The sequence below is a fragment of the Streptomyces sp. NBC_00122 genome, from assembly GCF_045160845.1.
GTDB lineage: Bacteria > Actinomycetota > Actinomycetes > Streptomycetales > Streptomycetaceae > Streptomyces.
On record NZ_CP108191.1, the window covers coordinates 2,355,176 to 2,374,723 of the forward strand.

Annotated in this window: 17 protein-coding genes; 5 read left to right on the plus strand and 12 right to left on the minus strand. The window is 72.9% G+C overall.

All coding sequences use genetic code 11. The features are described 5' to 3' along the window. Positions 1-198 precede the first annotated feature (198 nt). Positions 199-789, plus strand: coding sequence for a GtrA family protein (locus OG737_RS11060; protein WP_328930287.1), 591 nt, complete (start codon positions 199-201; stop codon positions 787-789). 70 nt (positions 790-859) lie between these two features. On the opposite strand, the gene OG737_RS11065 is transcribed toward OG737_RS11060, so the two are convergent. Further along, on the minus strand, positions 860-2,128 hold the full coding sequence (locus OG737_RS11065; protein WP_328926029.1) for an ATP-binding protein: 1,269 nt from the start codon (positions 2,126-2,128) through the stop codon (positions 860-862). 14 nt (positions 2,129-2,142) lie between these two features. Further along, positions 2,143-2,820 (minus strand): response regulator transcription factor, encoded by a 678-nt coding sequence (locus tag OG737_RS11070; protein WP_030296931.1) that lies wholly within the window; start codon positions 2,818-2,820, stop codon positions 2,143-2,145. Positions 2,821-3,297: 477 nt separating this feature from the next. Between OG737_RS11070 and OG737_RS11075 the strand changes: the two genes are divergently transcribed. Continuing rightward, entirely contained in the window at positions 3,298-4,815 is a 1,518-nt protein-coding gene (locus tag OG737_RS11075) for an oligopeptide:H+ symporter (protein WP_328926030.1), read from the plus strand. Positions 4,816-4,882: 67 nt separating this feature from the next. On the opposite strand, the gene OG737_RS11080 is transcribed toward OG737_RS11075, so the two are convergent. From OG737_RS11080 to hutU, 8 genes are all read right to left on the minus strand, one after another. Continuing rightward, complete coding sequence (locus OG737_RS11080; RefSeq protein ID WP_328926031.1) at positions 4,883-6,199, minus strand: hypothetical protein; 1,317 nt, start codon at positions 6,197-6,199, stop codon at positions 4,883-4,885. Continuing rightward, a complete protein-coding gene (locus tag OG737_RS11085) occupies positions 6,196-7,227 on the minus strand; it encodes a hypothetical protein (protein ID WP_328926032.1) in 1,032 nt (343 codons plus the stop codon). Before OG737_RS11085 ends, OG737_RS11080 begins: the two co-directional genes overlap by 4 nt. Beyond that, positions 7,224-8,249 carry a hypothetical protein gene (locus OG737_RS11090; protein WP_328926033.1) on the minus strand — a complete coding sequence of 342 codons (1,026 nt, stop codon included), beginning with the start codon at positions 8,247-8,249 and terminating at the stop codon, positions 7,224-7,226. The genes OG737_RS11085 and OG737_RS11090 overlap by 4 nt, the downstream gene beginning before the upstream one ends. 16 nt (positions 8,250-8,265) lie before the next feature. Next, entirely contained in the window at positions 8,266-8,940 is a 675-nt protein-coding gene (locus tag OG737_RS11095; protein ID WP_328926034.1) for an LPXTG cell wall anchor domain-containing protein, read from the minus strand. Positions 8,941-9,053: 113 nt separating this feature from the next. Then, positions 9,054-10,232: an imidazolonepropionase gene (hutI, locus tag OG737_RS11100; protein WP_328926035.1), complete on the minus strand. Its 1,179-nt coding sequence runs from the start codon at positions 10,230-10,232 to the stop codon at positions 9,054-9,056. A 43-nt stretch (positions 10,233-10,275) separates the two neighbouring features. Then, positions 10,276-11,631: a formimidoylglutamate deiminase gene (locus tag OG737_RS11105; RefSeq protein WP_328926036.1), complete on the minus strand. Its 1,356-nt coding sequence runs from the start codon at positions 11,629-11,631 to the stop codon at positions 10,276-10,278. Next, entirely contained in the window at positions 11,622-12,812 is a 1,191-nt protein-coding gene (locus tag OG737_RS11110; RefSeq protein WP_328930288.1) for an allantoate amidohydrolase, read from the minus strand. Before OG737_RS11110 ends, OG737_RS11105 begins: the two co-directional genes overlap by 10 nt. 23 nt (positions 12,813-12,835) lie before the next feature. After that, positions 12,836-14,500: a urocanate hydratase gene (hutU, locus tag OG737_RS11115; protein ID WP_328926037.1), complete on the minus strand. Its 1,665-nt coding sequence runs from the start codon at positions 14,498-14,500 to the stop codon at positions 12,836-12,838. Positions 14,501-14,605: 105 nt separating this feature from the next. Between hutU and OG737_RS11120 the strand changes: the two genes are divergently transcribed. Then, complete coding sequence (locus OG737_RS11120) at positions 14,606-15,985, plus strand: diaminopimelate decarboxylase (RefSeq protein WP_328926038.1); 1,380 nt, start codon at positions 14,606-14,608, stop codon at positions 15,983-15,985. 73 nt (positions 15,986-16,058) lie between these two features. Here OG737_RS11120 and OG737_RS11125 read toward each other — a convergent pair whose 3' ends face one another. Further along, the gene (locus OG737_RS11125; RefSeq protein WP_405679829.1) at positions 16,059-16,616 is read right to left on the minus strand and encodes a TetR family transcriptional regulator; all 558 of its coding nucleotides are present in this window, start codon (positions 16,614-16,616) and stop codon (positions 16,059-16,061) included. Between the two features lie 106 nt (positions 16,617-16,722). Between OG737_RS11125 and OG737_RS11130 the strand changes: the two genes are divergently transcribed. After that, positions 16,723-17,898, plus strand: coding sequence for an FAD-dependent monooxygenase (locus OG737_RS11130; protein ID WP_328926040.1), 1,176 nt, complete (start codon positions 16,723-16,725; stop codon positions 17,896-17,898). Between the two features lie 3 nt (positions 17,899-17,901). On the opposite strand, the gene OG737_RS11135 is transcribed toward OG737_RS11130, so the two are convergent. Further along, positions 17,902-18,744, minus strand: coding sequence for a MurR/RpiR family transcriptional regulator (locus OG737_RS11135; RefSeq protein WP_328926041.1), 843 nt, complete (start codon positions 18,742-18,744; stop codon positions 17,902-17,904). A 141-nt stretch (positions 18,745-18,885) separates the two neighbouring features. Between OG737_RS11135 and OG737_RS11140 the strand changes: the two genes are divergently transcribed. Beyond that, positions 18,886-19,257: a hypothetical protein gene (locus OG737_RS11140; protein WP_328926042.1), complete on the plus strand. Its 372-nt coding sequence runs from the start codon at positions 18,886-18,888 to the stop codon at positions 19,255-19,257. Positions 19,258-19,548: the final 291 nt, after the last annotated feature.

The window sequence follows — 19,548 nt, forward strand, 5'->3', positions numbered from 1 at the left end:
CCTCCAGGGTATCCGGCGGGATTCCGCCATATGGACGTGGCCTGGCGCGGACCTGTCGGTGAGGCCCCGGTGTGCCGTGCGTCGCACGGTGTCCGAAGGCACAGACGGGCCACAGGGGGGACACTTACCATGTGGGGGTTGACGGACAAGACCGGACGCCCCGAGCGGGGCGGTGACCGACAGGGACTGACCATTCAGATGAGCACGCCGGGGAACGGATCGGTTCTCGAACGCGTACGCGGTCTCGTTCGGGAGGTCGCCAAGTTCGGGGCGGTCGGCGGTCTGGGTGTGCTGGTCAACCTGGGTGTCTTCAACCTGATCCGCAGCACGACCGACCTCCAGGTGGTGCGCGCGAGCGTGATAGCCACCGTCGTCGCCATCGCCACGAACTACCTCGGCTTCCGCTACTTCGCCTACCGGGACCGCGCCCAGAGCGGCCGCACCCGCGAGCTGACCCTGTTCGCCGCCTTCAGCGCGATCGGCCTGGTCATCGAGAACGGCGTGCTGTACGCGGCCACGTACGGCCTCGGCTGGGACGCTCCGGTCGCCAGCAACGTCTTCAAGTTCATCGGCATCGCCACCGCCACCGTCTTCCGCTTCTGGTCGTACCGGACCTGGGTCTTCAAGGCCCTGCCCGTGGCCGTACCCGTGGCCGCAGCGGCATTCGAGCAGTCCGAGCCGATGCCCGATCCGGCGCCGCTGCCCCGGCCCGAGCCCGGGCCGGAGCCGATGCCCGATCCGCTGCCGGATCCGGTGCCCAGTCCGATCCCCGCGCCCGCGAGCACCTAAGCGGCCTCGGGGAAGTAGGGCACGTCCCCGAGACCGCTTAGACCTGTCCTGGCGGGACCCGACCGGTCCCCTACCGGACGGTGGCCTCCTCCGGCTCGGCCCGCGGCGGTGCCGTACGGCTGAGGAAGAGCGCGAAGACCGGCGGCTGCGCCTGCAGCAGTTCGAGGCGCCCGCCGTCCGCCTCCGCGAGGTCCCGGGCGACGGCCAGTCCGATCCCCGTGGAGTTGCGGCCGCTGATCGCCCGCTCGAAGATCCGGCTCCCCAGATCGGGCGGGACCCCCGGCCCCTCGTCCGTGACCTCCAGCACCGCCTGGTTGCCGACCACCCGCGTGCGCAGCGCGACGGTGCCGCCGCCGTGCATCAGCGCGTTCTCCACCAGGGTCGCCACCACCTGCGAGACCGCTCCCGGAGTGCCGACGGCCCGTACGCCCTGCTTGCCGGAGCGCACGATCGCCCGGCCCGCGCTGCGGTAGGCGGGGCGCCACTCCTCCACCTGCTGTTTGACGACCTCGTCGAGGTCGAAGGGGACCGCCGAGCCGGTCCGCGGGTCCCGCGAGTTCGTCAGGAGGCGCTCCACGACGTCCGTGAGCCGCTCCACCTGGGTGAGGGCGATCGACGCCTCCTCCCGCACGGTCTCCAGGTCGTCGGTGACGGTGATCTCCTCCAGCCGCATCGACAGCGCCGTGAGCGGGGTGCGCAGCTGGTGGGAGGCGTCCGCGGCGAGGCGGCGCTCTGCGGTCAGCATCCGGCCGATCCGCTCGGCGCTGGAGTCGAGGACGTCGGCGACCCGGTCCAGCTCGGGGACCCCGTACCGCTTGTGCCGGGGCCGCGGGTCGCCGGACCCCAGCCGCTCCGCCGTCTCGGCGAGGTCGGTGAGCGGGGAGGCCAGCCGGTTCGCCTGCCGTACGGCGAGCAGTACGGCCGCCACGACGGCCAGCAGCGCCACGGCGCCGACCACGGCCAGGGTCCGCCCGACCTCCTTGGTCACGGTGGCGCGGGACTCCTCGACCGTCACGATCTCGCCCTGCTCGCCGCGTGAGGTGCCCCGGATGACGTCGTCGTCGATGCGGTCGCCGACCTCCACGGGCGGCTGCCCGGGGACGGTGATCCTGGCGTGGTGGCCGATGTCGAGCTGGTCGGCGAGCGCCTGGGGGTCGATGGGCTTCTTCTCGAGGACGTTCGCCTCGACGATGCCCACCAGACGCAGCGCCTCGGACTCGATGCGGTCCTGGGCGCTGCTGGTGATGGTCCGGGTCTCCACGATGACCAGGGAGACCCCGAAGACGGCGATCACGACGAGCACCACGGCGAGCGTGGAGTTGATCAGGCGGCGGCGCATGGCTCAGTCAACGCTCAGCTCTTCTCGAAGCGGAAGCCGACGCCGCGGACGGTGGCGATGTAGCGGGGGTTGGCGGCGTCGTCGCCGAGCTTCTTGCGCAGCCAGGAGATGTGCATGTCGAGGGTCTTGGTGGAGGACCACCAGGTGGTGTCCCAGACCTCGCGCATGAGCTGGTCCCGGGTGACGACCCGGCCCGCGTCGCGGACCAGGACCCGCAGCAGGTCGAATTCCTTCGCGGTGAGCTGGAGCTCCTCCTCCCCCATCCAGGCGCGGTGCGACTCGACGTCGATGCGCACGCCGTGGGTGGCGGGGGCCTGGGCGGCCTCGTTCGCGCCGCGCCGGAGCAGGGCCCGGACCCGGGCCAGCAGTTCGGCGAGCCGGAAGGGCTTGGTCACGTAGTCGTCGGCGCCGGCGTCCAGGCCCACGACCGTGTCGACCTCGTCCGCGCGGGCGGTGAGGACCAGGATCGGGAAGCCGTGGCCCTCGGCGCGCAGCCGGCGGGCGACCTCCAGGCCGTCCATGCCGGGCAGGCCCAGGTCCAGGACGACCAGGTCGACGCCGCCCTGCAGTCCGGCGTCCAGGGCCGTGGGGCCGTCCTCCCGGACCTCGACTTCGTACCCTTCCCGGCGCAGGGCGCGGGCCAGGGGTTCCGAGATGGATGCGTCGTCCTCGGCGAGCAGTACACGCGTCATGTGGGTGATGGTAGTCCGCAGCGGCTGCCAGGAGGGGCACGCCTGCGGGACCCTCCTGATCTGTGGTTATGAGCGAGGGGGTGCCTTCGAATATGGTTGATCGGTTCCCGGCTTACCTGTGATCCATGTCTCAAGTCCTTCCATATGCCGCAGTGTCCTGTCGTATGGTGGCGAGACGCCTGATGCACCACTCAGGGGATCTTTGTGCCGAAAAGCGAGCCAAAGACCTCAAATTCTGCTCTGGTCGGTTTGTTCGACCCAGATGGCAGTGAATGACCTGTGGGCCGGGCCTTGTCAGCGCGAAGGTGCGCGACAGGGCGTGGATCCCGGTTACGGCTGACCCTTCGCCTCCGATCCGTCGGAGGCGGGACCCCGGGGCGTGGGGCGGGTCACCCGCTGCCGGTGCCGGCCACCCCCCACCGGGCGTTGAACAGCTCACGAAGCGAAGCGCGTCCCGACCAAGCAAGGATCTCGACCATGGCTTCCAGCCTGACGAGGGACTCGGCGGATCCGTCCACCGAGAAGACCTTCTTCGGCCACCCCCGTGGCCTGGCCACTCTGTTCATGACCGAGATGTGGGAGCGCTTCTCCTACTACGGCATGCGCGCACTTCTCGTGTACTACCTGGTCTCGGGCGGCGCCGACGCAGCCACGGGCAGCCAGGGCGGCGGTCTGGCCATGACCGCGGCCACGACCACGGCGATCTACTCCGTGTACGTCTCCATGGTCTACCTGATGGCCATGCCGGGCGGATGGTTCGGTGACCGCGTCTGGGGCGCCCGCAAGACCGTCGCCATCGCCGGCTTCGTGATCATGGCTGGTCACCTCTCGCTGGCCCTCCCCGGCCAGGCGATGTTCTTCGTCGGTCTGATCCTCGTGGCGGCCGGTTCCGGTCTGCTGAAGGCCAACATCTCCACGATGGTCGGCCACCTGTACGACGGCCCGGAGGACCCGCGCCGCGACGGTGGCTTCACCCTCTTCTACATCGGCATCAACCTCGGCGCCTTCGTCGCCCCGCTCGTCGTCGGCACGGTCGGCAAGGAGCACAACTGGCACCTGGGCTTCGCCCTCGCCGCCGTCGGCATGGGCCTGGGTCTCACCCAGTTCCTGCTCGGCACCAAGCACCTGAGCCCGAAGAGCAGCGTGGTCCCGAACCCGCTGTCTGCGGAGGAGCGCAAGGCCGTCCTCACGAAGCTCGTCTTCGCGGTCCTGGGTATCGCCGTCTTCTACGGCGCCGTGGTCGCCCTCGGTGCCTACACGCTGAACTGGGCCCTGGTCCCGCTGACGCTGGCCGGCCTGTTCATCCCGATCGCCGTCCTGGCCCGCATCAAGCGCGACAAGGACCTGTCGGGGGCCGAGCAGTCGAAGATGACCGCGTACATCTGGTTCTTCATCGCGGCCGCCGTCTTCTGGATGATCTACGACCAGGGTGGCTCCACGCTGTCCCTGTTCGCGGACGACAAGACCGCCGGCACCATGTTCGGCTTCGACTTCTCGGCCACCTGGTACCAGTCGCTGAACCCGCTGTTCGTGATGGCCCTGGCCCCGGTCTTCGCCTGGCTGTGGCTGTGGCTGGCCCGCAAGAACCAGGAGCCGAACACCATCGTGAAGTTCGCGATGGGCCTGGTCCTGATCGGCGCCTCGTTCTTCGTCTTCATCGTCCCGATGGGCATGGCGACCGGCGACGTCAAGGTCTCCCCAATGTGGCTGGTCTCGATCTACATGATCCAGACCATCGGCGAGCTGTGCGTCTCCCCGGTCGGCCTCTCCGTCACCACGAAGATGGCCCCGCAGAAGTACGCCTCCCAGATGATGGGTGTCTGGTTCCTCGCGGTCACCGCCGGTGACTGCATCACCAGCCTCCTGTCGATCGGCGGGGTGGACCTCAACGGCACCTGGGTGATCGCCTTCCAGGCGCTCGCCGCGGTCCTGGCCGGCTTCGCGGTCTACACGTACCGCAAGAAGGTCCAGACCCTCATGGGCGGCGTGCACTGACGCACCCCCCTGGCACGTGAGCGGCCCGGCACACCGAACGGTGTGCCGGGCCGCTCGCGTTCGCGGGTCAGCGCGTGCCGCGCAGGCGGCGCCACGGAGTGAAGGTGAAGACCGCGCCGCCGAGCAGGATCACCGTGCCGGCGACGAGGGCCAGGGCCTGGATGCCGCCCTCGTCCTCGGCGCCGGTTTCGGCGAGGCCGCCCGAAGTGCCGGTGCCGGTGCTGGTGCCCGTGCTGGTCGAGGAGCCGGAGCCGCCCGGCTGGGCGGTGGTGTCCAGCTCCAGCGAGACGCCGCTGCTGGCCGCCTTGCAGGGGACGTTGATCGGCGGCGAGCCCGCGGCCATCGTGACGTCGATCGTCAGCCGGTCCGGGCTGAGCGTCACCTTGCCGGTCTTGCCGGGCTTGTAGGTGCCGGTCATGTCACTGAGGCTGACCGGCCCCTTGTCGGGGATCGCCTCGGCGTTGGCCGGGCCGGAGACCTTGACCGTGCCGCTGTCGGCGCCGCCGAGCTTGACGTCCATCGAGGGCTTGAGGGCCCCCGCCGGCAGGGGCACGGGCGCGGCCATCGCGCCCTTGGCGGTCTTGACGGTCAGGTCGTAGCTGCCGCCGTTCTTCTTAGCGTTGATCGTGACCGGGGTCTTGATGCCGCCCGGGACGACCGGCCCGCAGTCGAAGGAAACCTCGACGGGCTTGCCCGGGAAGTCGGTCTGGCCGCCGCCTCCCCCGGTGGTGGAGCCGCCCGAGGTGGTGGATCCGCCGGTCGTGGAGCCGCCGGTCGTGGTGGATCCGCCGGTGGTCGCCCCGCCCGTGGTCGTGCCGCCGCTCGTCGTGCCGCCGCTGGAGCCGGCCGACACGTCGATGGTCGCCCCGCCCTTCACCTCGCCCACCGGTGCGCACTTGGTGACGAAGGTGCCGAAGGAGAACGTGACGGCGACGTCGTACTTGCCGGGGGTCAGGGTGATCTTGCCAGCCTTGGTGAGCTTCAGCTTGCCCTTCATGGGCGACATGACCATGGGGGCCTTCTTGGGGATCGGCGGGTTCTTCTTCTCCCCGACGACCTTCAGCTCGCCCATCCCCCCGCCCAGCGTGATCCAGCCGGTGGGCTGGACCGCGTCCTTCGGGATGTCCATCAGGTCCGTGTTGTTCGAGGCGGGCTTGACCGTCTCCCAGACCACGTCGACCTCGTCGCCGACCTTGGCCGCGGCCGGGGCGGTGATCTTGGCAGTGGTCTCGCCCTCCACCGGGTCGCCACCGCCGGCCGGCGGCACGCATTTGACCTTGTACGTGGCCTCGGCGGCCACGGCGGGAGAAGCCGAAATGGCGATACCCGCGCCGCCGAGCAGCAGCGCGACCACGGCCGCGCTCACCCTCCGTTGGGTCTTCACGAATGTCCCTTCGTCGTCGAACGGTTCTCAGACGGTGCGGACGTCTGTGGTGCTGTCTCCGGCGCGCTGTCCGGGTTGAACCACGGCAGGACCGCCGTGGTGGTCTCAGGAGGCTCCGGTGCCTTCGCGGAGCGGGCCGGAAGGGGCCCCCGGTGGCGGCCTCCGGCGGCCGCGGCGCGCGGCCGGACCTTGTCGACGGCGGCCATGCCGACGCGGAAGAGGGCGGCCGGGATCACCAGCAGGAGCAGACCCCAGAAGAGCAGGACCCCGTACGGCCGGTCCACGCCCCAGGGCTGGGTGGCCACGACGGTCTCGCCGTACTTGAGGGAGATCGTGTAGTCGCCGTAGGCGCCCGCGGTGAGGGCGACGTCCAGGGCGATCTCCGCCTTGCCGCCCGGCGGGATGCTGCCCTTCCACCGGGCCTCCTCCCACAGGGGCGCGAACACCCCGTGGGCGGTGCCGAGCTGGAAGACCGGGTCCTTGACCGGGGCCGAGCCGAGGTTGCCGACGGTGACCTTGAACTTCCGGCTGGGCGGGGCTCCGAACCAGGTCAGCACCCCGTCCTCGCCTTCCAGCCGGACCCCGGTGAGCATCGCGAGGCGGGGCGTGCCGGATTCGGCGGGCAGCTCGGCCACCGCGTGGTCGGTGATCTTCAGGGGCGCAGCGACGGTGGACTGGTCGCCGTTGACGGAGGTGACGTTGACGACGCAGGGGCAGGGCTTGGGCGGGGCCACCACGGGCAGCCCTGCGGCGAAGTGCCCGTCCTCGGCGACGGAGACGGCCGCACCGTCGGCGTTGGCGCAGCTGTTGGTGCCGCCGATCATGTTCTGCCCGCAGACCAGCAGCATCACCAGCGTCCTGGGCCGCCACCCGGTGCCGGTGACGGTGATCTCGGTGCCCATGGCGGCCTCCTGGAGCGAGAGCGCCACGGCGGGCTTGCCCTCGTCGGCGGCGGCCGGGGTCGCCGGGAACAGCGCCAGCGCGCACACCGCCAGCCCCACCGCGAGCAGGGCTCCGACTCTTCTCACCTGGAGGCTCCCGTCAGTTCGTGTTCGGGTGCGGGGGTCGGCGCGGGCGGCTCGTCGTCCGACGGGCGCCGGCGGGGCCGCCGGCCGCGTACGAGGAACAGCGCGGCCGCGGCGGTCCCGCCGAGGCCGAGCAGGCCGAGACCCGTCCAGCCGGCGAGGTCCCAGGGCACGAGCCAGCGCGTACCGCTCCCGACGGCCCGGGCGGCGCCGGGGGCGGTGACGGTGAGGGTGACGCGGACCCGGTCCGCCACGGGGGCGCCGGGCCAGGGCTCGGTCAGCTCCACCCGCTGGCCGGGGAGCAGTTCCACCGGCAAGGCCCGGGCGCCGCGGCCCGGGACCTCGCCGAGGAGGCCCTCGGCGTGGATCGCGAGCTCGGGGGCGAGGGCCACGTTCCCCCGGTTGACCAGGGTGTAGGCGACGACCGCGGCCGGGCCCCGGCCCCGTACGGCGACGTCCTCGACGGTGAGGGCGGCCAGGGTGGGGCCGCTGACCCTCAGATGGATCCGTACGCCCACCTCGTGGCCGCTCTCGGTCGCGACCACCGCGGCGGGGTGGTCGCCGGGCGGGGACGCGGGCGGCACGGTGACGGTGAAGGGGACCACCGCGCGGGTGCGGGGAGGGATCTTCACCGTGGCTCCGGCGCCGAAGCTGATCCAGGCTCCGGCGCCGTGCACGGCACCCGCCGAGCTGCCTTCGGCCGCGGGCCCGGCCGGGCGCACCGCGAAGGCGCCGTCGGCCGTGTTGTAGGCGTCGGCCCCGCGCAGGGTGACGGTGCGTTCCCGGTCGGTGGTGTTGGCCAGGGCGAGGCGGTCCTCCAGCACGGTGCCGGGGGTGCCTGACATGTAGTAATACGGGCGCGGGAAGTACGGGCGGACCGCGCCGGGCCGGGCGGCCGTCCCGGCGGCGGGCTCGGCGGTCCAGCCCGGGTCGTCGGCCGCCGCGGGGGCCGCGGCGGCCGCGTACAGCGCGGTGGCCGCGAGGAGCGGCACCCCGAGCCGTCGGAAGGTGTGGAGCACGCGCATGGCCGGGGTGCTCCGTTCAGGACCGGGCCCGCTGGCCGCGCCGGGTCAGCCAGAGCACGCCGGCGGCGCCGGACAGCAGCACGGTGCCGCCGAGGGTGCCGAGGGCGAGGGCGGAGTCGGTGGGGCCGGTCTGCGGGAGGGTGCCGTCCGTGTCGCCGCCGGACTGCGCGGCGGCGCCGCCCGCGGCGGTGACGTCCAGTTCCAGGGACGGTCCGGGGCTGTTGCCGGGGGTGCAGGTGGTCGTGGTGCCCATCGCCTTGATGGTGAGCACTCCGGCGGTGAAGGTGACCTTGCCGCTCTTCTTGGGCGTGTAGGTGCCCGACAGGTCGGTGATCTTGATCGGGGTGTTGGCGGGCGCGGCCTCGGGGTTGGGCGGGCCGGAGACCGGTACGGAGACCTTCTCGGCCCCGCCGACGAGGATGACGGCGCTGGGGCTCATCGCGCCCTTGCCGAGTTCGATCGGGCTGGACGAGACACCCTTCTGGAAGGACATCGTCAGCTTGTAGGCGTCGCCCTCCTTGACGGCCTTGATGTCGATGGGCGATACCGCCGACTTGTCCCCGATCGGGGTCTTGCAGTCGTAGGCCACGTCGACGACGGCGGCGTGCGCTGCGGGGGCGGCCAGTAGGACCGCCGATCCGGCCAGCGCGGACGCCAGCGCGAGCGCGGTGGAGCGTTTCCGGTCGGACACCTTCGTCTTCCCCTCGGGCCACAAATTCCTGACGACACATCAGATTGGTGGCTCAAGGTACGCCCGGGACCTTGCGGAGGGAAGACAAAGGGCAGGCCGGAATTGACTGTTCGTCAGCGGACGCGGACACCCTTCTGCCACACCGCGGAAACGAGCGGGACACCGGGGCGGTAGGCCAGGTGGACGTGGCTGGGAGCGTCCAGGAGGGCCAGGTCGGCGCGGGCTCCGGGCGTGACGGCGCCGATGTCGGTGCGGCGCAGCGCGCGGGCGCCGCCGGCCGTCGCGGACCACAGGGCCTCGTCGGGGGTCATCCGCATGTCGCGGACGGCGAGCGCGATGCAGAACGGCATCGAGCTGGTGTAGGAGGAGCCGGGGTTGCAGTCCGTGGACAGCGCGACGGTGGCTCCCGCGTCGATCAGGCGCCGGGCGTCGGGCCACTGGGCGCGGGTGGAGAACTCGGCGCCGGGCAGCAGGGTGGCCACCGTGGTGGCGGCGGCCTGGGCCAGGGCGTCGACGTCCGCGTCGGTGAGGTGGGTGCAATGGTCCGCGGAGGCGGCTTCGAGCTCGACGGCGAGCTGGACGCCGGGGCCGTAGGAGAGCTGGTTGGCGTGGACGCGCGGGATCAGCCCGGCGCCGGCGCCCGCGGTGAGGATCACGCGGGCCTGGTCCCCGTCGAAGGCGCCCTTCTCGCAGAAGACGTCCACCCAGCGGGCGTACGGGGCGCAGGCGGCCAGCATCTCGCCGGTGACGAGGTCCACGTAGCCGGCCGGGTCCTCGGCGTAGTCCGGGGAGACGATGTGCGCGCCGAGGTAGGTGACCTCTTCGGTGTGCGCGGCGGCGATGCGCAGGGCGCGGGCCTCGTCGGCGGTGGTGAGGCCGTAGCCCGACTTGGTCTCGAAGGTGGTGGTGCCCTGGCGGCGGGCCTCGTCCAGGTGGCGCACCAGGTTGGCTTCGAGCTCGGCGTCTGTGGCGGCGCGGGTGGCGGCGACGGTGGTCCGGATGCCGCCGGCGGAGTAACTGCGGCCGGACATTCGGGCGTTGAACTCCGCGGTGCGGTCGCCCGCGAAGACCAGGTGCGAGTGGGAGTCGACGAAGCCGGGGATGACGGCCCGGCCGTCGGCGTCGTACGTGCCGTCCGCCGCCGGAGCCTTGTCGGCGGGGCCGACCCAGGCGATGCGGTCCGCGTCGACGACGACCGCGGCGTCCTGGATCAGACCCAGAGGGGATCCGTCGCCGAGGGCGGGGTCGTTGGTGACGAGGCTTGCGATGTTGGTGATGACGGTGGTGGCCATGGGGGTTCCTCTCAGAGGGTTCCTGGGGGGAACCCCCACAACGTCAGCCGCGGACGGCCGCGATGGACTCGGTCAGGGCGGACGGGACGTCCGGGACCAGGGTGTGGGCTCCGTCGCGGACCACGTGACGGCCGCCCACCACCGTGTGGCGGACATCGGCGGCCGTCGCGGCGAAGACCGCCGTCTCGGCGCCGAGGCTCGGCAGCGGGCCCGCCGTCCGTACGGAGTCCAGGGCGATGGTGGTGAAGTCCGCGAGCGCGCCCGCCTCCAGGCGGCCCGCGTCGGGCCGGCCGAGCGCCGCGTGGCCGTCGGCGGTCGCCGCGGTCAGCAGCGCGTTCGCCGTCCAGTGGCCCCGGGTACGGCTGCGCAGGCGCTCGTCGAGCTCCATCGCGCGGGCCTCTTCGAGCAGGTCGATCACGGCGTGGCTGTCGCTGCCGAGGGAGAGCGGGCTGCCCGCGCGCTGGAGGCGGGTCGCCGGGCCGATGCCGTCGGCGAGGTCGCGTTCCGTGGTGGGGCACATGCAGGTGCCGGTGGTGGTGGTGCCGAGGAGGGCGATGTCCCCGTCGGTGAGGTGCGTGTTGTGGACGCCGGTGGTGCGCGGCCCGAGCACGCCGTGGTCGGCGAGGAGCTGGGTCGGGGTCCGGCCGTGCGCGGCCTGGCACGCGTCGTTCTCCGCGGTCTGCTCGGAGAGGTGGACGTGCAGCGGGGCCCGGCGCTCCTCGGCCCAGCGTGCGACGGTGGCCAGCTGTTCGGCGGGCACGGCGCGCACCGAGTGGATCGCCGCGCCGATCAGGGCGTGCTCGCGCGGCCCCAGGGCGCTCACCCGCTCCGCCCACGCGTCGGCGGTGCCGTCGGAGAAGCGCAGCTGGTGCGGGTTCGGGGCCTCGCCGAAGCCCGCCGAGAGGTAGGCGGTGTCGAGGAGGGTGATCCGGATGCCCGCCTCGGCGGCGGCCTCGATCAGGGCCTCGCCCATCGCGTTCGGGTCGGCGTACGGGGCGCCGCCCGGGGCGTGGTGGACGTAGTGGAACTCGCCGACGTTCGTGATGCCGGCCAGCGCCATCTCCGCGTACACGGCGCGGGCGAGCGCGAAGTACGTGTCGGGGGTGAGGTTCTGGGCGACCTTGTACATGAAGTCGCGCCAGGTCCAGAAGGTGCCGGAGCCGACCTGGACCGTGGAGCGCAGGGCCCGGTGGAAGGCGTGGCTGTGGGCGTTGGCCAGACCCGGGAGGGTGAGGCCGCGCAGGATCTCCGCGCCGGGGGGCGGGGTCGCGACGCCGGTGCGCACCGCGGCGATCCGGCCGTCGGCCCCTGTTTCCAGGGCCACGCCCGGCTCGACACGAGTGCCGAGCCAGGCGTGCTCCAGCCAGTACGTCTTGCGGCCGTGCGTGTTCAACGGCATGCCAGACCTTCCAGTACGTCGGCGAGGGCGAGGACGCCGGCCACGCAGTCGTCCTCGGCGGCGAACTCCCGCGGGGAGTGGGAGACGCCGGTGGGGTTGCGCACGAACAGCATCGCGGTCGGGACGGCCGCGGAGAGGATTCCGGCGTCGTGTCCCGCCCCGGTGCCGAGTACGGGGACGGCTCCGCCCAGGATCCGGTTCATCTCGTCGCGCAGGGCGTGCTCGAACTCGACGACCGGGGTGAAGGACTCCCGGACGATTCCGAGGTCGATGCCGTCCTGGTCGGCGCGCTCGCGGGCGGCCTTCTCGATGGCGGTGACGACCGTGTCGAGGGTGGCCTGGTCGGCGGCGCGGGAGTCGAGCCAGCCCCGCACGAGGGAGGGGATGGCGTTGACCCCGTTGGGCTCGACCGAGATCTTCCCGAAGGTGGCCACGGCCCCGGCGAGGGCCGCCTCGGTACGGGCGGCCAGCACGGTCGCCGCGTACGTGAGCATCGGGTCGCGGCGGTCCACCAGGCGGGTGGTGCCCGCGTGGTTGGCCTCGCCGCGGAAGTCGAACCGCCAGCGGCCGTGCGGCCAGATCGCGGAGGCGATGCCGACGCGGTCCCCGGACAGGTCCAGGGCCCGGCCCTGCTCCACGTGCAGTTCGACGAAGGCGCCGATCCGGCCGAGACGGTCGGGGTCGGCCCCGATGCCCTCGGGGTCGTATCCGGCGGCCTCCATGGCCTGGGGCAGGGAGATGCCGTCGGCGTCGCGGAGCTCGTACGCCTTCTCCTTGGTCAGCTGCCCGGCGGCGAGCCGGGAGCCGACGCAGGCGAGCCCGAAGCGGGCCCCTTCCTCGTCACCGAAGTTGGTGATGGCGAGCGGCCTGGTGAACTCCGCGCCCTTCCTGCGGAGTTCGTCCAGGGCCGCGAAGGAGGACACCACGCCGAGGGGGCCGTCGAAGGCCCCGCCGTCGGGGACGGAGTCCAGGTGGGAGCCGGTGACCACGGCGTCCCCCGCGAGGGGGTCGCCGAGCCAGGCCCACTGGTTGCCGTTGCGGTCGGTCTCGTACGTCAGCCCGCGCGCCTCGGCCTGCTCCTGGAACCAGGTCCGGCAGTCGGCGTCGGCCCCGCTCCAGGCGTACCGTCGGTACCCGCCGCTGCCGGCGTCGCGCCCGACGGGAGCGAGTTCCGCCCACATGGTGTGGAAGGAGGAAGCCTCACTCACGCGGAGTCACCCTCGCGCATGGGGACGCGGACGCCGCGCTCGTCGGCCACCGTCTCGGCGATGTCGTAGCCGGCGTCGACGTGGCGGATGACGCCCATGCCCGGGTCGTTGGTGAGGACGCGGCGGATCTTCTCGCCCGCGAGCTTGGTGCCGTCGGCGACGGTGACCTGGCCCGCGTGGATCGAGCGGCCCATGCCGACGCCGCCGCCGTGGTGGATCGAGACCCAGGAGGCGCCGGAGGCGACGTTGACCATGGCGTTGAGCAGCGGCCAGTCGGCGATCGCGTCGGAGCCGTCGAGCATGGCCTCGGTCTCGCGGTACGGGGAGGCCACCGAACCGCAGTCGAGGTGGTCGCGGCCGATGACCAGCGGGGCGGCGAGGGTGCCGTCGGCGACCATCTCGTTGAAGCGCTCGCCGGCCTTGTCGCGCTCGCCGTAGCCGAGCCAGCAGATGCGCGCGGGCAGGCCCTGGAAGTGGACGCGCTCGCCGGCCATCTTGATCCAGCGGTGCAGGGACTCGTTCTCGGGGAAGAGCTCCAGCATCGCCTTGTCGGTCTTGTGGATGTCCGAGGCCTCGCCGGACAGCGCCGCCCAGCGGAAGGGGCCCTTGCCCTCGCAGAACAGCGGGCGGATGTAGGCGGGGACGAAGCCGGGGAAGGCGAAGGCGCGGTCGTAGCCTGCCAGCTGGGCCTCGCCGCGGATGGAGTTGCCGTAGTCGAAGACCTCGGAGCCCGCGTCCATGAAGCCGACCATGGCCTCGACGTGCTTGGCCATGGACTCGCGGGCCCGCGTGGTGAAGCCGGCCGGGTCCTTGGCCGCGTAGTCCGCCATGTCCTCGAAGTCGACGCCGGTCGGCAGGTAGGCGAGCGGGTCGTGGGCGGAGGTCTGGTCCGTCACGATGTCGATCGGGGCGCCCTCGGCGAGCATCTGCGGGAGCAGGTCGGCGGCGTTGCCGAGCAGGCCGATGGAGAGCGGCTTGCGGGCGTCGCGGGCCTCGACGGCGAGCTGGAGGGCGTGCTGGAGGTTGTCGGCCTTCACGTCCAGGTAGCGGTGCTCGATGCGGCGCTCGATGGCGCGCGGGTCGACGTCGATGCAGATCGCAACGCCGTCGTTCATCGTCACGGCCAGCGGCTGGGCGCCGCCCATGCCGCCGAGGCCGGCGGTCAGGGTGATGGTGCCGGCGAGGGTGCCGCCGAACTTCTTGGCGGCGACGGCGGCGAAGGTCTCGTAGGTGCCCTGGAGGATGCCCTGGGTGCCGATGTAGATCCAGGAGCCGGCGGTCATCTGGCCGTACATGGTCAGGCCGAGGTGCTCCAGGCGGCGGAACTCCTCCCAGTTGGCCCAGTCGCCGACGAGGTTGGAGTTGGCCAGCAGGACGCGCGGGGCCCACTCGTGGGTCTGCATGACGCCGACCGGGCGGCCGGACTGGACGAGCATCGTCTCGTCCTGCTTGAGCGTCCGCAGAGTGCGGACCATGGCGTCGTACGAGCGCCAGTCGCGGGCGGCCTTGCCGGTGCCGCCGTAGACGACGAGCTTGTCGGGGTGCTCGGCGACCTCGGGGTCGAGGTTGTTCTGCAGCATGCGGAGGGCGGCTTCCTGCTGCCATCCCAGGGTGCTCAGCTCGGTGCCTCGCGCGGCGCGTACGGGGCGGGGTCCTGACATGGCGGTGCCTCCTCCGGTGTTGGTTCAATCTATTCACATCCTGACTTCCTGAATAGATTCAGTCAACAGCTGCGGGCCGACCCGCCGGATGATTGGCTGGCGGACATGGCTGCCGAGGTGCCTTCGGGCATGCACGCGAGGACGCACGAGGAGGGCGCCACAGCGCGCCGTGACCTGGCCGTACGGGCCGCGGTCGAGCAGGGTCTGGTGGGCGGGGCGGACGGCTCCGATCCCCTGGTCTGCCTGCTGGACGTGGCCGGGATCCGGTCCTCCGCCACCGCCCTGACCAGCGCATTCGAGGCCGCGGTGGCGCCCGGGACCCCCGTCCTGCACACCTTCGCGGTCAAGGCCGCCCCGCTCGTCCCGGTGCTGCGGCTGCTGGCGGACTCGGGGGTCGGCTGCGAGGTGGCCAGCCCCGGCGAGCTGGCGCTGGCCCGGGCGGCCGGGGTGGAGGCGGAGCGGACCGTCCTGGACTCCCCCGCCAAGACGGCGGCCGAGCTGCGCGAGGCCCTGGACCTCGGCGTCGCCGTCAACGCCGACAACCGGCAGGAGCTGGAGCGGCTGGACGCCCTGGTCGCCGCGGCCCCGTCCCGGTCCCCGATCGGGGTCCGGATCAACCCCCAGACCGGGGCCGGATCCATCGACGCCCTGTCCACCGCCACGGCGACCTCGAAGTTCGGGATCGCGCTGCGCGACCCGGGCGCGCGCGAGTGGCTCGTACGGGCCTTCCTCGACCGCCCGTGGCTGACCCGGCTGCACACCCACTCGGGCTCGCAGGGCGTCCCGCTGCCGCTGATCGCGCAGGGCGTGCGGGAGCTGCACGCGCTGGCCGAGGAGATCAACGCGGCGGCGGGACGCCGCCAGGTCGACACCCTCGACATCGGCGGCGGCCTGCCGGTGAACTTCGCCTCGGACGAGCGGACCCCGACGTACGCGCAGTACGTGAGCGCCCTGCGCGAGGCGGCTCCCGCGCTCTTCGACGGCTCGTACGGCCTGGTCACGGAGTTCGGCCGGTCCCTGCTGGCCAAGCACGGGCTGGTCCTCGCCCGGGTGGAGTACACCAAGACCACCGGGGCCCGCCCGATCGCCCTCACCCACGCGGGGGTCCAGCTGGCGACCCGGACGGTGTACGCCCCGGCGGCCTGGCCGCTGCGGATCCTGCCGTACGACGCGAAGGGCGCCCCGAAGGACGGTGACCCCGTCGCCCAGGACGTCGCCGGCCCGGCCTGCTTCGCGGGCGACCTGCTCGCCACGGCCCGGGAGCTGCCGCGGCTGGACCCGGGCGACCTGATCGGCGTCCCCGACACGGGCGCGTACTTCTTCACCGCCCACTACGGCTACAACAGCCTGCCGCGCCCGGCGGTCCACGGCTTCGCGGTCACCCCGGAGGGGGAGGTCCGCTTCGCCCTGGTCCGCCCGGCGCAGTCCCTCACGGAAATCGTCGCGGAGGCCGGCGGCGCGTTCGGGGACGCGCTGCTGCTCTAGGCGCTGTCCGCCTGGCCGTTGACGGCCTTGTCGTGGCGCGGGGCGACGTAGCCGGACGGAGCCCGGACGGGGTTCAGCCGGCGAGCGTGACCGCCAGGGCCGGGGCCAGGCCCGCGACGAGGCCGTCCGGGGTCAGGGCGGTCACCGCGGGCAGCCGCAGGAGGTAGCGGGTCAGGGCCAGGCCCAGCAGCTGGGTGGAGACCAGGCCCGCCACGCGGGCGGCCCGCTCGGGACCGAGGGCCGCCGCCAGCGCCGGGGCGACCTGGGCGGCGAACACCTCCCGCATCCGCTCCGCCGCCCGCTCGTTCGTCACCGCCGAGCGCAGCAGCACCAGGAGCGCGTCGTCGGCCGGATCACCCTCCCACCGCTGCACGAAGTGCCGTACGAGGGCGGCGGGGAGCTCGGCCACGGGCACGGCACCCAGGTCCGGCAGCCGCAGGTCCACGGCCAGGGCGGCGTCGAAGAGCTGCTCCTTGCTGCCGAAGTAGCGCATGACCATCGACGGGTCGATCTCCGCGTCCGCCGCGACGGCCCGGATGGTGGTGCGCTCGTACCCCTGCGCGGCGAAGCGCTCGCGCGCCGCCCGCAGGATGGCCGTCTTGGTGGTGTCGGAGGTGCGTCGCGCCGTCATGCCAACAACCGTAGGCCAACAGCCGTTGACATGCCAGCCCCGGCAGGCGCATCCTGATGTCAACAGCCGTTGGCCAACAAACGTTGGCCCGCCGGAGGAGGCCCGCATGACCAGCACCGCACTCCCCGCCACCACGGACGTCGCCATCGTCGGCGCCGGACCCACCGGTCTCGCCCTCGCCGTCACCCTGGCCGAGGCGGGCCTCGGCTTCGTCCTCCTCGACCGGCAGGCCGAGGGCGCCAACACGTCCCGCGCGGCCGTCGTGCACGCCCGGACCCTGGAGGTCCTGGACGAGCTCGACCCGACCGGCGCCCTCTCGGCCGACCTGATCGGCCGCGGCATCCCGGTCAGCCGGTTCCGGATCCGCGACGGGGCCCGCCCGCTCGCCGCGATCCCCTTCGACGGCCTGCGCACCGCCCACCCGTACGCGCTGATGGTCCCCCAGTACGAGACCGAGGCCGTGCTCCTGGCGCGCCTGCGCGCCCTCGGCGGGGACGTCCACCGCCCGTACGAGGTCACCGCAGTCGCCCAGAGCGCGGACGGGGCCACCCTCACGACGGCCACGGGCGAGACCCTGCGCGCCTCCTACGCCGTCGGCGCCGACGGAATGCACAGCAAGGTCCGCGAGGCCGCCGGGATCGGCTTCAGCGGCAGCCCCTACGAGGAGTCCTTCGTGCTGGCCGACGTCGCCATGGACTGGGTTCCGGGCCCGGGCGAGGTCTCCCTCACCTTCGGCGCCGCCGGGCTGGCCGTGGTCGCACCGCTGCCCGCGGGCACCTCCCCCGCCGCAGGCCCCGGAGGAAGGCGCTACCGGGTCGTCGCGACGGCCGCCGAGGCCCCCGCCGAGCCGGACCTCGCCTTCGTGCAGCACCTGCTGGACGAGCGCGCCCCCGGCCAGGCCACCGTCACCGCCCTCGTCTGGTCCTCCCGGTTCCGGATCCACCACCGGGTCGCCGACCGCTACCGCGTCGGCCGGCTGCTCCTCGCCGGTGACGCCGCCCACGTGCACAGCCCGGCCGGCGGGCAGGGCATGAACACCGGCGTCCAGGACGCGTACGCCCTCGGCCGCGCACTGGCCACCGGCGACCTCGACGGCTACGAGGCGCGCCGCCGCCCGGTCGCCCTGCGGGTGGTCGCCCTCACCGACCGGATGACCCGCGTCGCCACCACCCGGAACCCGGCCCTGCGCGCCCTACGCAACACCCTGCTCCCCGTCCTCGCCCGCATCCCGGCGCTGCGCACCCGCCTGGCCACCGAGCTGGCCGAGCTCAATTACCGCTGAGCCCTACTCCACGAACAGTCCCCGCGCCGCGGCCTGCGTGTCGAAGACCTCCAGCCGGGCCTGTGCGTCCGGCAGGGCGTCCGCCATCGCCTCCAGCAGCACCCGGCCCAGCAGCATCGGCGCACACGCCGTGTCGAAGGCCAGCCCGGTCCCGACCGGCGCCGGGATCAGCAGGTCCGAGTGGCGGGCCACCGGCGCGAAGACCGAGTCCGCGACCGTCACCACGGTCAGCCCGGCCCGCCGGGAGCGCTCCAGGGTGTCCACGACCTCCCGGGGGTGGCGGGGCAGCGCGAAGCAGAGCAGCGCCGAGGCGCCCGCGCCGACGGCCGCGTCGATCCGGTCCTCCAGCATCGAGCCGCCCTCGTCGAGGAGCCGTACGTCCGGATGCACCTTCGCGGCGAAGTACGCGAACCCGCGCGCCTGCGAGGACGCCGCCCGCAGCCCCAGCACCGGCAGCGGGGTCGAGGCGGCGAGCAGCCGGCCCGCCTCCTGGACGGGCGCGGGATCGGCGAGCATCGCCGCGAGCCGGCGCAGGTTCTCGATCTCGCCCTGGACCGCCTGCTGGTACTCGTTGTACGCGTCCTCGTGCCCCGTCTCCGCCCGCTCGGCGGGGGCCACCTCGCGCAGGTGCCGGCGCAGTGCGGGATACCCGTCGAAGCCCAGCGCCACGGCGAACCGGGTCACCGACGGCTGGCTCACCCCGGCCAGCTCGGCGAGCTCCACGCTCGACAGGAACGGCACCTCCGCCGCTCCGCGCACCATGCAGTGCGCGATCCGCCGCTGGGTCGGCGTCAGCCGGTGCCCCTCGAAGAGCTTCTGCAGCCGCGCGGCCGGGCTGTCGCTCATGCCCGTCCCCTCCGTCCCGGTGAGATATTCAGTCACCGAGCACTCTGCATGTGGTTATGCAGCACGGCAAGCCGCGCCCGCGATCCGGATTCGGGGGCTAGCCCCAGTGCCGGGGCCCGCGGCCGTTCCTACGGTGGGGGGATGGACGTGCATGCCCGAGAGCTGAAGAAGGAACTCGCCGCCACGCTGGACGCCCGGCGGGAGCTGGGTCCGGAGTACGAGGCCGCGCTGGTGGACTCGTTCGTCGAGAAGGTCGACACGCAGGTCAGGCGGCGGCTCGCGGAGGACCGCCTGTCCGCCGCGCGGGGCCCCGCCGGTCCGTCCGCCCCGGCGGAGGGGAACTTCGGCGAACGCTTCGGCTTCGCCATCGTCACGCTGGTCCTGGCGATCCCGCTGTCGGCCATCGGCGCCGCCCACGCCCACCTGAGCGGGCTCCTGGTCGCCTGGGCCGGGATCCTGGGCGTGAACTTCGTCCACGCCTCGAAGCGGCTGCGGCGCCCCGGGAAGAGTTAGCGCGGGGAAGAGTTAGCGCGGGGAAGAGTTAGCGCGGGGACCGCCGCACCCCGGTTGCCCGGGGTCGGGACGACGGCGGTCCCCGCGAAGGACACGGGCCGGGTCAGGGCCGTCCGCGTCCGGTGGCGTCCACGCGGTCCGGGAGCCGCTCCGGAGGCACGCAACGCCGTTCGGTGGTGCCGGCCGGGCCCCGGTCTCCCGGGCTTCCCTGCCGACAACCACCACTGTGCCGGAGGCGTGTTAAGACGGTGCTGCCGTCACGTGTCGTGCCCGTACCGTTTGCGCGACGGC

Excerpts from the sequence above, each read along its gene's own strand:
- OG737_RS11060 (WP_328930287.1), top strand. The coding sequence starts at position 199 with ATGAGCACGCCGGGGAACGGATCGGTTCTCGAACGCGTACGCGGTCTC.
- OG737_RS11065 (WP_328926029.1), bottom strand. The coding sequence starts at position 2,128 with ATGCGCCGCCGCCTGATCAACTCCACGCTCGCCGTGGTGCTCGTCGTG.
- OG737_RS11070 (WP_030296931.1), bottom strand. The coding sequence starts at position 2,820 with ATGACGCGTGTACTGCTCGCCGAGGACGACGCATCCATCTCGGAACCC.
- OG737_RS11075 (WP_328926030.1), top strand. The coding sequence starts at position 3,298 with ATGGCTTCCAGCCTGACGAGGGACTCGGCGGATCCGTCCACCGAGAAG.
- OG737_RS11090 (WP_328926033.1), bottom strand. The coding sequence starts at position 8,249 with ATGCGCGTGCTCCACACCTTCCGACGGCTCGGGGTGCCGCTCCTCGCG.
- hutI (WP_328926035.1), bottom strand. The coding sequence starts at position 10,232 with ATGGCCACCACCGTCATCACCAACATCGCAAGCCTCGTCACCAACGAC.
- OG737_RS11105 (WP_328926036.1), bottom strand. The coding sequence starts at position 11,631 with ATGCCGTTGAACACGCACGGCCGCAAGACGTACTGGCTGGAGCACGCC.
- OG737_RS11110 (WP_328930288.1), bottom strand. The coding sequence starts at position 12,812 with ATGTGGGCGGAACTCGCTCCCGTCGGGCGCGACGCCGGCAGCGGCGGG.
- hutU (WP_328926037.1), bottom strand. The coding sequence starts at position 14,500 with ATGTCAGGACCCCGCCCCGTACGCGCCGCGCGAGGCACCGAGCTGAGC.
- OG737_RS11120 (WP_328926038.1), top strand. The coding sequence starts at position 14,606 with ATGGCTGCCGAGGTGCCTTCGGGCATGCACGCGAGGACGCACGAGGAG.
- OG737_RS11125 (WP_405679829.1), bottom strand. The coding sequence starts at position 16,616 with ATGACGGCGCGACGCACCTCCGACACCACCAAGACGGCCATCCTGCGG.
- OG737_RS11130 (WP_328926040.1), top strand. The coding sequence starts at position 16,723 with ATGACCAGCACCGCACTCCCCGCCACCACGGACGTCGCCATCGTCGGC.
- OG737_RS11135 (WP_328926041.1), bottom strand. The coding sequence starts at position 18,744 with ATGAGCGACAGCCCGGCCGCGCGGCTGCAGAAGCTCTTCGAGGGGCAC.
- OG737_RS11140 (WP_328926042.1), top strand. The coding sequence starts at position 18,886 with ATGGACGTGCATGCCCGAGAGCTGAAGAAGGAACTCGCCGCCACGCTG.